The organism is Pseudomonas sp. OE 28.3 (genome assembly GCF_014268205.2).
Lineage (GTDB): Bacteria > Pseudomonadota > Gammaproteobacteria > Pseudomonadales > Pseudomonadaceae > Aquipseudomonas > Aquipseudomonas edaphica.
In genome coordinates this window covers 2,273,012-2,284,582 of record NZ_CP077082.1, presented here as the reverse complement: position 1 = coordinate 2,284,582, position 11,571 = coordinate 2,273,012, and the positions used below count along the sequence as shown (strand labels likewise).

General features: G+C 60.5%; 11 protein-coding genes. 4 read left to right on the top strand and 7 right to left on the bottom strand.

The genetic code is table 11. From position 1 onward, the window contains the following. Window positions 1–39 precede the first annotated feature (39 nt). Entirely contained in the window at window positions 40–1,218 is a 1,179-nt protein-coding gene (locus tag HU759_RS10425; protein ID WP_017136391.1) for a TDT family transporter, read from the bottom strand. A gap of 109 nt (window positions 1,219–1,327) precedes the next feature. Further along, window positions 1,328–2,518 (bottom strand): MFS transporter, encoded by a 1,191-nt coding sequence (locus HU759_RS10420; protein ID WP_017136392.1) that lies wholly within the window; start codon window positions 2,516–2,518, stop codon window positions 1,328–1,330. Window positions 2,519–2,609: 91 nt separating this feature from the next. Between HU759_RS10420 and HU759_RS10415 the strand changes: the two genes are divergently transcribed. Continuing rightward, entirely contained in the window at window positions 2,610–3,149 is a 540-nt protein-coding gene (locus HU759_RS10415) for a TetR/AcrR family transcriptional regulator (protein ID WP_099547863.1), read from the top strand. A gap of 175 nt (window positions 3,150–3,324) precedes the next feature. Here HU759_RS10415 and HU759_RS10410 read toward each other — a convergent pair whose 3' ends face one another. From HU759_RS10410 to HU759_RS10395, 4 genes are all read right to left on the bottom strand, one after another. After that, window positions 3,325–4,104, bottom strand: coding sequence for an ABC transporter permease (locus HU759_RS10410; RefSeq protein WP_017136394.1), 780 nt, complete (start codon window positions 4,102–4,104; stop codon window positions 3,325–3,327). After that, window positions 4,101–5,033, bottom strand: a complete 933-nt coding sequence (locus HU759_RS10405) for an ABC transporter ATP-binding protein (protein WP_017136395.1) — start codon at window positions 5,031–5,033, stop codon at window positions 4,101–4,103. Before HU759_RS10405 ends, HU759_RS10410 begins: the two co-directional genes overlap by 4 nt. A 134-nt stretch (window positions 5,034–5,167) precedes the next feature. Beyond that, window positions 5,168–5,785, bottom strand: coding sequence for a glutathione S-transferase (locus tag HU759_RS10400; protein ID WP_099547862.1), 618 nt, complete (start codon window positions 5,783–5,785; stop codon window positions 5,168–5,170). Window positions 5,786–5,841: 56 nt separating this feature from the next. Next, window positions 5,842–6,513: a transglutaminase family protein gene (locus HU759_RS10395; RefSeq protein WP_138453680.1), complete on the bottom strand. Its 672-nt coding sequence runs from the start codon at window positions 6,511–6,513 to the stop codon at window positions 5,842–5,844. Window positions 6,514–6,691: 178 nt separating this feature from the next. Between HU759_RS10395 and HU759_RS10390 the strand changes: the two genes are divergently transcribed. Both HU759_RS10390 and HU759_RS10385 read left to right on the top strand, forming a co-directional pair. Continuing rightward, entirely contained in the window at window positions 6,692–9,139 is a 2,448-nt protein-coding gene (locus tag HU759_RS10390) for an acyl-CoA dehydrogenase (protein ID WP_017136398.1), read from the top strand. Window positions 9,140–9,230: 91 nt separating this feature from the next. Beyond that, entirely contained in the window at window positions 9,231–9,638 is a 408-nt protein-coding gene (locus HU759_RS10385; RefSeq protein WP_010567536.1) for a PA2817 family protein, read from the top strand. Between the two features lie 155 nt (window positions 9,639–9,793). Here HU759_RS10385 and HU759_RS10380 read toward each other — a convergent pair whose 3' ends face one another. Continuing rightward, window positions 9,794–10,726: a LysR family transcriptional regulator gene (locus HU759_RS10380; RefSeq protein ID WP_099547859.1), complete on the bottom strand. Its 933-nt coding sequence runs from the start codon at window positions 10,724–10,726 to the stop codon at window positions 9,794–9,796. Window positions 10,727–10,815: 89 nt separating this feature from the next. Between HU759_RS10380 and HU759_RS10375 the strand changes: the two genes are divergently transcribed. Continuing rightward, a complete protein-coding gene (locus HU759_RS10375; protein WP_138454177.1) occupies window positions 10,816–11,442 on the top strand; it encodes an alanyl-tRNA editing protein in 627 nt (208 codons plus the stop codon). Window positions 11,443–11,571 lie beyond the last annotated feature (129 nt).

The window sequence follows — 11,571 nt, the reverse complement described above, 5'->3', positions numbered from 1 at the left end:
GCGTGTAGTTTCTCAGGCCACGACTTTACCTAATCGCGCTTACTTATTCGCTAGTCCTGCAATGCATGGCGAAACAAAAAGCTCACCTTTATAGGCGCCCTGCACAGTGCGCTTGGCCACGATCAGCCACATCAGCGCCAATGCCAGCACCAGCACGCTGCCAAAGATGCTGAAAAAGCTCAGGTGCAGCAGACTCGCCAGCTTCAGCGTGGCTAACGCGTAAACCCCCAGCGGGAAGGTAAACCCCCACCAGCCGAGGTTGAACGGAATGCCGGCGCGCAGGTAACGCAGGGTGATCAGCACCGCGATCAACATCCACCACAAACCGAAGCCCCACAAGGTGATGCCGGCCACCACGCCCAGGCCATTGGCCATTTCACCCACACCCGGCAAGCCATTGGCGGCGAAAATCGCCGGTGCGTCACCGCCCAACAGCAACATGCCCAGCGCACCAGTGCCGATGGGGCCAAGGGCCAGCCAGCTCGATGCGGCCATATTGGCAGGTGGCAGTTTATGCAGGGCCATGCGCAACATCAGGATGGTCAGGATGCTGAACGCCACCGGCAGGGAAAACGCCCACAGCACGTAGCTGGTCACCAGCATCACCAGTTGCGCATGGGCGTCGGCCAAGTGCGGCGCCAGCAAGCCACCGCTGGCGGCGGCGACTTCGGCGGCAACCACTGGCAACAGCCAGACGGCGGTCATCTGGTCGATGCTGTGTTCCTGGCGGGTGAACATCATGAACGGGATCAACACACCGCAGGCCAGGGCCATCGCCACGTCCAGCCACCATAAGGCTTCTGCCAGCGGGATCACCTCACTGCCCCAGCGCGGCAGACCAAACAGCAACAAGCCGTTGAGAATGGTGGCCAGGCCCATGGGAATGGTGCCGAAGAACATCGACACCGTGGAGTGCCCGAAGATGCGTCGCGCTTCGTGGAAGAACATCACCCAACGCGCCGCGTACAACAGGCTGAACAGCACAAACAGGCCAATGGTGAACAGCCACAGCCCTTCGGCAATGGCGTGCAAACCTGGCAGGTTGAACGGCAGTTGAGCCAAGGCCAGGGCCAGCACGCCGGTACCCATGGTCGCGGCAAACCAGTTGGGGGTGAACTGGCGAATTACTTCCCGTGGGCGGGTCAGGTGGCTCAAGGGCTTATAGCTTGGGGTTTTGCAGCCTGGGGGCGTGCAACTGGGAGTCGTCGTGCAGGTCATGATGGCAATCCTCTTCCTCGTATGAGGTTGAAGCCATCATAGAACCTGATCGAATATCTATATAACGGGTAATATCTCTATAAGTTATCTACTTTACCAATATACAGCATCACTCTACTGCCGCCTTGGCCCGCACCGAGTTCTGCAGCATTAAACCGACCAAGGCACTCAGGGCCAGCAGTATCAGCGCCGCACCATAGCCTTCAGTCGTGACGATAAGGCCGTAAACCTGGCACAAGTAACCCGCCAACAGCGCTGGCAGGCAAAACGCCAAGTAGCTCAAGACATAGAACGCCGACATCAAACCGGCCCGCTCATGGGGCAACGCCAGTCCGACAATGCTGCGCACACTGCCCATGAAGCCGCCGCCAAAACCAAAACCTGCAATCACACTGGCGACAAAGAACAGCCACAAAATACCCATGTGGACGGCCACCAGCAGCAACGCGACGCCCACGGCCAACAGCCCTGCCGACAGCCGCATGATTTTATCGGCCGGGCGCTCGCGCACGCTGTAGATCATCACCGCGCCACTCAAGGTCACGACCGCCACCAGGCCGCCACCGATCAGGTGCGAAGTGGAACCGGTGGCAGCCTTGATCAGCGACGGCGCCAGGGATGAGAAGAACCCGCCCAGCGCCCACACCGCCACATTCAGCGGCATCACCAACCATAAAGCCCGGCGCGCTTGCTGCGGCACATGCAGGGTCGGCGCCAGCGACTTCAAGGCCCCCGGAATACGACTGACGGTTTCCGCCAGGCGCCACACATACACAGCCTGCAACACCATCAACCCCAACAGCGTGAAGTAAATCAATTGGGTAGGACGCGGCGCGAACTCCACCAGTAGGCCACTGCCCAGCCCGCCGCTGGCCATGCCCAACAGCGGCGCCAGGCTATTGAGCATCGGGCCGCGCTGGCGGTCGGTGTCGAGCAAGGTCGCACTCAGCACCGCCGTGGCCATGCCGGTGGCGAAACCTTGCAGCGCGCGGGCGGCAATCAGGTGCGCGGTGCTGTCGGCGTTGATAAACAGCAGCATCGCCGCAATATTGAGCAGCAATGCGACGAAAATCACCGGCTTGCGCCCCAGGTGATCCGACAGTGAACCCACGGTCAGCAACGCTGCCAACAGGCTGACGGCGTATACGCCGAAAATCACCGTGAGCATTGTCGCGGAGAAATGCAGGTTTTCCTGATACACCTGATACAACGGCGTCGGCGCGCTGGACGCGGCGAGGAAGGTCAACACCGTGATGACCAGGAACGCCAGGCTGGACCGCTGGGAAATAACGCGAGACATGGGCACACTCCACTAAAGCTAATACTTTGCTTTTGCGCAGTGTGCTACCGGCGCGCGCTTAAAGCAAATTCTTTGTGTTAAGGTTTTACGCATGGCGATAAAAGAAGGCCTTCGCCCGGGAGGCCGCAGTGCCCGGGTCCAAGAATCGGTGCATTCAGCAGTGCGTGAGCTGTTGGAAGCCCATGAGCGCTCCAGCGTTACCGTACCGATGATTGCGACGCGCGCAGGCGTCACGCCCTCGACCATTTACCGGCGCTGGGGCGACTTATCCGTGCTGTTGGCTGATGTGGCCCTGGCCCGCATGCGCCCCGACTGTGAGCCGGCGAATACCGGCAGCCTGCGCGGTGATCTGCGGGCCTGGGCCGAGCAATACCTGGATGAAATGAGCTCCGAGCCAGGGCGCAACATGATGCGTGACCTGCAGAGCATGATCACACCGGGTTATTGCGTGAGCATTCTGAGTGGGCAGCTTCAGACGATTATCGATCGCTACCCACAGAGTACGCCGCCGAGCGTGGACCATTTAATCAACCTGCTGGCGGCGCCGACGGTGTTTCGCATTTTGTTCTCGACCGAACCACTGACGGTGCAAGAGCTGCACGGACTGATCGAGCTGGCACTTAAAGGTTAAACCTCTGCACAAAACCAAAGGTGGGAGCTGGCTTGCCTGCGATGGCGGTCTGTCAGTTAAACAATGGCTGCCTGACCCATCGCTATCGCAGGCAAGCCAGCTCCCACATTGACCCTGCCTGCAGTCAATAAAAAACGGCCTCACTTGGAGGCCGTTTTTTATTGCAGCTAACGGCTTAGGTACGCATCCCGCGCCCACTCACCAGCAACCGCGCACAGCCGACATACAGCACCACGGTCGCCACCAGCATAAAGGTGATCGCCACGCTGATCTTGATATCCGACACGCCCAGGATGCCGTAGCGGAAGGCGTTGACCATATGCAACACCGGGTTGGCCAGCGACACGGTCTGCCAGAACGGCGGCAGCAAGGTAATGGAGTAGAACACCCCGCCCAGGTAGGTCAGCGGCGTCAGCACGAACGTCGGGATGATCGAAATATCATCGAAGTTGCGGGCAAACACGGCGTTGATGAACCCCAGCAGCGAGAAGATCGTCGCCGTCAGTACCACCACCAGCAGGGTGACCCCAAGGTGATGCACTTGCAGATGGGTGAAGAACAGCGACAGCAAGGTCACGATCACCCCGACCATCAAGCCGCGCAGCACGCCACCCAGGGTGTAGCCGATCAGGATGGTGTGCGGCGACACCGGCGAGACCATCAGTTCTTCGATCGAGCGCTGGAACTTGCTGCCGAAAAAGCTCGAGACCACGTTGCCGTAGGAGTTGGTGATCACCGACATCATGATCAGGCCCGGCACGATGTACTCCATGTAGGTGAAGCCACCCATGTCGCCGATCTGGCGGCCGATGAGGTTACCGAAGATCACGAAGTACAAGACCATGGTGATCGCCGGCGGCAGCAGGGTCTGCGGCCAGATCCGGGTAAAGCGCTTCACTTCGCGGTAAACGATGGTCTGCAGTGCGACGAGGTTGGGTTGCAGTTCGGAACTCATACCGCCACCTTCGCCAGATTTTTCTCCACCAGGGACACGAACAACTCCTCAAGGCGATTGGTTTTGTTACGCAGGCTCAGCACTTCGATGCTCTGGGCCGCCAACTGGGTGAACAACGCGGTGATGCCCATGGCTTTGTCCACCTGCACTTCCAGGGTGTGGTCATCGACCAGGCGGCTTGGGTAGCCGAGCAGTTGCGGCGCCACCGACAGGTTGTTTTTCAGGTCCAGCAGGAAGGTTTCCACATGCAACTGGCCCAGCAGGTTGCGCATGCTGGTGTTCTCGACAATGGTGCCGTGGTCGATGATGCCGATGTTGCGGCACAGCTGCTCAGCCTCTTCCAGGTAATGGGTGGTGAGGATGATGGTGATGCCCTTCTCGTTCAGCTCGGTGAGGAAGGTCCACATCGAACGGCGCAGCTCGATATCCACACCGGCGGTCGGCTCATCGAGGATCAACAGGCGCGGTTCATGCACCAGCGCGCGAGCGATCATCAGGCGGCGCTTCATACCGCCGGACAGCGAACGCGAAGGCACGTCGCGCTTGTCCCACAGGCCCAACTGAGTCAGGTACTGCTCGGCGCGTTCCTTGGCGATTTTCGCCGGGATGCCGTAATAGCCGGCCTGGGTCACGACGATGTCGAAGGTCTTTTCAAACTGGTTGAAGTTGAATTCCTGGGGCACCACGCCGATGGAGCGCTTGAGCGCCGCCGGGGATTTGTCCAGGTCATGGCCAAAGATATTCACCGAGCCACTGGTTTTGTTGACCAGGGTCGAGAGGATGCCGATGGTGGTGGATTTGCCGGCACCGTTGGGGCCGAGCAAGGCGAAGAAGTCACCTTCGGCAACGTCCAGATCGATACCACTCAGGGCCTGGAAACCGTTGCCGTAGGTTTTGGTTAGCTGCCGGATGGACAGAGCGGAACTCATATCGGATTACGCACCAGAGAAGGGAATAGAAAGAGTAGATGAGCGCGCAGCGCATGTAGTTCAACGGCGGCGCATGACAAGCATGGTGCTTGCCCGCGCCGCACAAGTACAGTCACCTGTATTAATAGTCAGTATTAAGTCAACGCGGTCATCACGGCCTTGCGGTAGGCCGGGCGATCTTTGAGGCGCTGGTACCAGGCCTCTAGATGGGGCATTGCCGGGCGCTCGATGGGCATCTCGAACCAGGCGTAGGCAAAGCAGCCCAAGGGGATATCGCCCATGCCGAAATGCTGGCCGCTGAGGTAGGGTTGCTCGGCGAGGGCCTGGTCAACGGTGTTAAGCGCATCGATACAGGCTTGGCGCCCGGCATTGATGCTGTCCCAGTTCTGTTTTTCCGCCGGGGTACGCAGGATGCCCCAGAACACCGCCTTGAACGGATCGGCGAGCGTCGACGTGGTCCAGTCCATCCACTTCTCGGCGCTGGCCCGGGCTTGCAGGTCGTTCGGGTAAAAATCCGACGCGCTCTTGGCGCACAGATAACGCACGATGGTGTTGGATTCCCACAACACAAAGTCGCCGTCTTCGATCATCGGCACCCGGCCATTGGGGTTCAAGGCCCGGTATTGCGGCGTGTCGACCACACCAAAAGCCCCGCCCGCATCAATTGCCTCATAGTCCAGGCCGAGTTCCTCGGCGCACCAAAGTGCCTTCCTGACGTTTGATGAATTTTTACGACCCCAGATTTTCAGCATGACCGCGCCTTATCGTTGATGAACATGGCTTGATGAACGCAGCAGCATACGCCGGTTCACCTGCGGCTTAAATCGCTGTGCATATCGCTGTGCATGTCCTTCAGCGAGATCGGCGTGTCGTCGGCAAACAGGTGCGGGTAACACTGCTGAATATGCGCGAAAAAAAACGCTTCGGGCACGTCGCTGAACTGGCCGTGGTCCAGCACATATTCCATCGAGCGCCGGCCCTGGCGGTTGAAGGCGTGGAACACGCTGTCGTTGACCCCATCGAACGCCAGCGGTGGCACGTCGAACAACTCGCACAGTTGACTGTTGAACGCCGGCGTGGCCTTGACCCAACGGCCGTGCAGGTACAACTCGGTATAGCCGTGCATGGCGAACACATCACTTTTGAGCAGCGCGAGCAGGCGCGGTGTCGATAAATGATTGCGCACGTCCGCCAGGCCAATGCGCGCCGGGATCCCGCAATGACGGGCACAGGCGGCCAATAAGGTGGCCTTGGGTACACAGTAGCTCTCGCCGGTGGCCAGGGCAAAGCTGGCACTGAGGGTATTTGGATCACGGCTGAAGGTGTACGGGTTGTAGCGAATCGCCTCACGCACGGCGTAGTAGAGACTGACCGCCTGGTCACTTAAATCCGGGCGGGTTCCGCGATGTTTTTCGGCGAACTCCACCACCGCAGGGTGGTCACTATCGATGAAGCGGCTGGGATTCAAGTACGTATCCATGAGCTTTATCTCCAAGGGAAGCCTTGAGTCTAACGACAGGCCTGCCGTGGAGATAACGACGATTCGGCCAAATGTCGGCGTGCGCCAGCACAACTCGTTACACCCTCGCCACCGCGCTTTTTCGGATGCCGACTAAGCTCCATGGTGGTTTCGCCCTTGGTTTCACGGAGGATTGAATATGCTGTTGTTGTGGATACTGGTTCTGGTGGTCGGCATTGCCTACCTGGCACACCGCCGCACCGCGCCCCTGCCCGCGCTGGGCGTGGTTGCCGTCTACCTGCTGGCGATGGGCGCCTGGAGCCATGCACCGGGTTGGCTGCTGGTCATCCTCTGGGTGCTGATCGCCGCCGTGGCCGTGCCCCTGTTGCTGCCCGACCTGCGCCGCCAATACTTCACCAAGCCGCTGTTCAGCTGGTTCCAGAAAGTCCTGCCGCCGATGTCCGAGACCGAGCGCGACGCCATCGACGCCGGCACCGTGTGGTGGGACGGCGAACTGTTCAGCGGTCGCCCCGATTGGGACAAATTGCTGGCCTACCCCAAGGCGCAACTGACTGAAGAAGAACAAGCGTTTATCGACGGCCCTACCGAAGAGCTCTGCGCCATGGTCAGCGACTGGGAAATCGGCCAGGCCATGGACCTGCCGCCCGCCGCCTGGGAGCACATCAAGACCCACGGTTTCTTCGCCCTGATCATTCCCAAGGAATATGGCGGCAAGGGTTTCTCCGCCTATGCCCACTCCCAGGTCGCGATGAAACTCGCCACCCGCAGCGGCGACCTCGCCTCCACCGTGATGGTGCCTAACTCCCTCGGCCCGGCCGAGCTGCTGCTGCATTACGGCACCGACGAACAACGCAACCACTACCTGCCACGCCTGGCCCGTGGCGACGATATCCCCTGCTTCGCCCTCACCGGCCCACTGGCCGGCTCCGACGCCGGCGCCATGCCCGACACCGGCGTGATCTGCAAAGGTGAATGGGAAGGCAAGGAAACCCTCGGCCTGCGCCTGAACTGGGAAAAACGCTATATCACCCTCGGCCCGGTCGCGACCCTCCTCGGCCTGGCTTTCAAGGCCCATGACCCGGACCACTTGTTGGGTGAGGAAGAAGACCTGGGCATCAGCCTGGCGCTGATCCCCACCGACACGCCCGGCGTGGAAATCGGCCGTCGCCACCTGCCGTTGGGCGCCGCCTTTATGAACGGCCCCAACTCCGGCAAGGACGTGTTCATCCCCCTGGAATTCCTTATCGGTGGCCAGGAAATGCTCGGCAAGGGCTGGATGATGCTGATGAACTGCCTGTCGGTCGGCCGTTCGATCTCCCTGCCTGCGGTCGGTACCGGCGCGGCCAAGTTCACCAGTTTGGTGACCGGCCAATACGCTCAAGTGCGCGAGCAATTCAACGTGCCGCTGTCGGCCTTTGAAGGTATCCAGGAAGCCCTGGCGCGCATTGGCGGCAACGCCTGGCTGATGGACAGCGCGCGCATGCTCACCGCCAACGCGGTCGACCTGGGCGAAAAGCCTTCGGTGTTGTCGGCGATTCTCAAGTACCACCTCACCGAGCGCGGTCGCGAGTGCATCAGCCACGCCATGGATGTGCATGGCGGCAAGGGCATCATCATGGGGCCTAACAACTACCTGGGCCGCAACTGGCAAGGCGCGCCGATCTTCATCACAGTGGAAGGCGCGAACATCCTCTCGCGCAACCTGATGATCTTTGGCCAGGGCGCGATCCGCTGCCACCCGTTCGTGCTTAAGGAAATGGCCCTGGCCGGTCGTGAAGACCATGACCAGGCGCTCAAGGAATTTGACGGCCTGCTGATGCAACATATCGGATTTGCCGTGAGTAACGCCGCCAGCACGTTGGTGCTGAACCTCGGCATCGGCCACTTCGAGAAGGCACCGGGTAACCGCTTGAGCCAGGGCTACTTCCGCGCACTGAACCGTCAGGCCGCCGCATTCGCCCTGCTCGCCGACTTGAGCATGATGTTGCTGGGTGGCGAATTGAAACGCCGCGAACGCCTGTCGGCACGCCTGGGTGATGTGCTGAGCCATATGTACCTGGCCTCGGCCGCGCTCAAGCGTTATCACGACCTGGATTCGCCGGATCACCTGGAGCCGCTGTTTGCCTGGGCCATGGAAGAAAGCCTCGGTGAGTCGGAGCGTGCCCTGGATGAGCTGCTGAGCAACTTCCCGAACAAGGTCCTCGGTTGCCTGCTGCGGGTGATCGTGTTCCCGTTCGGCCGTCGTCACACCGGGCCGTCCGATGCTTTGGACGCCGAAGTGGCTGCGGTGATTGGCCGTGCCAAAGGCGACCCGACCCTGGAAGAGTTGCTGGCGGGTTGCTATCGCCCGCAATCGGCAGAAGACCCGGTGGGTGCCCTGCAACATGCCTACGACCTGCTGGGTGCCAGCCACCCCTTGCAGAAAAAACTCCACACCGCGCTCAAAAGCGGCCAGGTCAAACCGGCCGCCGGCGAGCATGCCATCGACGCGGCGCTGCACGCGGGCGTATTGCAACCGGCCGAAGCGCAAACCCTGCGCGACGCCGAAGCCGCGCGCCGCAAGGTGATCGATGTGGATGATTTCAGCAAGGAAGAGCTGACCCAGGCTGAGGGTAAAGTGCGCTGACCGCTCACACCCTATAAAGCTAAGGTCATATAAATACGGGCGCGAGAGGCATATACTCTCGCGCCCGTTTTTGCTTTAGAGGACTTATCTCGTGTCCAACGTCGTTGCCGATCATCTCGTCTTGCTCGACCACTTGCGCAGCATCCTGGTTGCCGTCGGCGAAGCCGAACAGGTGCCCGAGGAAAGCCACACCCTGTTCCTGGAGCGCTTCGACGAATTGCGCGCCCTGCTGCCGATCGACCCGATCGAGAGCCAGTACCTGGGCCAGGACCTGATGAGCCAGGTCATCCTGCGTTACCCGCAAATCGCCCACCTTGTGCCACGCGACCTGCTGTGGTTCTTCGGCGGTGATTGCCTGCACTTCATGCCCGATGAAGAACTGGACCTGTACCAGGCCCTGGAAGAACGTCGTTTTGAAGCCGAACAGAACGATGAACCGTTCGACTGGAACCAGGAAAAACAGCTGCTGGCCATGCCGCAGGATCAGAGCAAGCACTGAGTCCAGCTAAGACCGTATGCAGTAAATTGCTTTTCTGTGGGAGCTGGCTTGCCTGCGATGCAGGCGACTCGGTTTGTCAGTTAAACCGAGGTGATACAATCGCAGGCAAGCCAGCTCCCACATAAGCCAGCTCTCACACACGCCAGCGCCCACAATCAGCGGCGGCGCAGTGTCGGCTCCTTCGCCATGCACTCCACCAGATAATCAATAAACACCCGCAACTTCGGTGGCAGATACCGCGTGGGCGAATGCAGCAACCACGCCTCACCATGGTAGGACGCAATAAAATCCCACTCGGGCAATACCTGCACCAGGCTCCCCGCCGCCAAGGCGTGGCGCGCCGTGAAGTACGGCAAGCTACCAATCCCCACATGCTGCAACACCGCATCCAGGCGCACGCCGGTGTGGTTCGCGGCGTAGCGCCCGCGCACGCCCACGGTCACCGCCTTGGCACCCTGACGAAACTTCCAGCGTGAATCCCCCGGCGTTTCGCCCAGGTAAATGCAGCTGTGTTCCAGCAAATCATGGGGATGTTCAGGCGTACCCTGCGCGGCCAGGTACTGCGGCGTGGCACACAACAGGTGCTCGATGGGTAACAGTTGGCGGCCGACCAAGCCCGGCGGCGGGCTGTCGGTGATGCGGATGCTGAGGTCCACATTGTCGTCGATCAGGTCCACATGCCGGTCTTCCAGGATCAATTGCACATCCACCTTGGGATAGCGCCGCAAGAACTCCGACATATGCGGGTGCACCACAAACCGGCCCACCGCCTTGGGCACGCTGACCCGCACCAGGCCTTCGGCTTCATGGGTGAACTGGCCACTGATCTCCATCACCGAGCGCGCCGCGTTGACCATCTCCTGGCAACGCTTGAACACCTCTTCGCCGCCTTCGCTCAAGCGCAATTTACGCGTGGTGCGTTGCAGCAAGCGTGTCGCCAGCGCCTGTTCGAGACGCGAGATACTGCGGCTCACGGCCGAGGGCGAAACGCTCAGTTGTCGCGCCGCTTCGGAGAAACTGCCGGTCTCCACGACTTTGACGAAAATCGCCATTTCACCCAGCAGTGGCAAAGGAAGATTGATGCTCATGACGCACAGGTCCATTGATAATTGAACGGATTATCACCCATCCACGCACTATTTATACTGCCCGTAGAACCCTGATGCGGATGTAAATGATGACCGAGCGCCTGTTTTTCACCCACGACCACCTGACCGCCGAGCTTGAAGTGCTGAGCTGCACACCCCACGAAGGCCTGTTCGCGGTCACCCTGCAGTCGACGATTTTTCATCCCCAAGGCGGCGGGCAACCCTTTGATACCGGTTGGCTGGGCGACAGCCAGGTGCTGCGCGTGACTCAGGAGGCTGACCGTGTGGTGCATTACGTGGACCAGCCTGTGCAGCCCGGCCCGATCAGCGCACGGGTCGACGCACAACGCCGTGCCCTGTACACGCGCCTGCATTCGGCCGGGCACCTGATCGGCAATGCGGGAGAAAGCTTCGGTTGGATGCCGATCAAAGCCCACCATTGGCCGGGCGAGTGCAAAATCACCTTTATCCGTGGCGAAATGGCCCAGGCCATCGACGCCGAGGCGATCCAGCAACAGGTCAACCAATGGATCGCCGCCGACTACCCGCGCCATATGACCCTGGAAGACGGCGCCCGCGAAGTGGGTTTCGGCGAACTGCCCGCCTACGCCTGCGGCGGCACCCATGTGCAAGCCCTGAACGAGCTCGGCCAAGTGACCATCCTGGCCTTGTCGGAGAAAAAAGGCGCGCTGTCGGTGCGTTACGAAATCAACTGACAGACCACGCGGCTTTTGTGGTCACCGGGCTGTTGTGATGAGCAGGCTGTTGTGGCGAGCGGGCTTGCCCCGCGTTGGGGCGCGAAGCGGCCCTAATACAGTCACCGCGTTTTTTCAGGCAAACATAAG

Bases quoted from the DNA above. Each gene is read 5' to 3' on its own strand.
- HU759_RS10415 (WP_099547863.1), top strand. From the start codon at position 2,610: ATGGCGATAAAAGAAGGCCTTCGCCCGGGAGGCCGCAGTGCCCGGGTC.
- HU759_RS10395 (WP_138453680.1), bottom strand. From the start codon at position 6,513: ATGGATACGTACTTGAATCCCAGCCGCTTCATCGATAGTGACCACCCT.
- HU759_RS10420 (WP_017136392.1), bottom strand. From the start codon at position 2,518: ATGTCTCGCGTTATTTCCCAGCGGTCCAGCCTGGCGTTCCTGGTCATC.
- HU759_RS10425 (WP_017136391.1), bottom strand. From the start codon at position 1,218: ATGACCTGCACGACGACTCCCAGTTGCACGCCCCCAGGCTGCAAAACC.
- HU759_RS10400 (WP_099547862.1), bottom strand. From the start codon at position 5,785: ATGCTGAAAATCTGGGGTCGTAAAAATTCATCAAACGTCAGGAAGGCA.
- HU759_RS10375 (WP_138454177.1), top strand. From the start codon at position 10,816: ATGACCGAGCGCCTGTTTTTCACCCACGACCACCTGACCGCCGAGCTT.
- HU759_RS10410 (WP_017136394.1), bottom strand. From the start codon at position 4,104: ATGAGTTCCGAACTGCAACCCAACCTCGTCGCACTGCAGACCATCGTT.
- HU759_RS10405 (WP_017136395.1), bottom strand. From the start codon at position 5,033: ATGAGTTCCGCTCTGTCCATCCGGCAGCTAACCAAAACCTACGGCAAC.
- HU759_RS10380 (WP_099547859.1), bottom strand. From the start codon at position 10,726: ATGAGCATCAATCTTCCTTTGCCACTGCTGGGTGAAATGGCGATTTTC.
- HU759_RS10390 (WP_017136398.1), top strand. From the start codon at position 6,692: ATGCTGTTGTTGTGGATACTGGTTCTGGTGGTCGGCATTGCCTACCTG.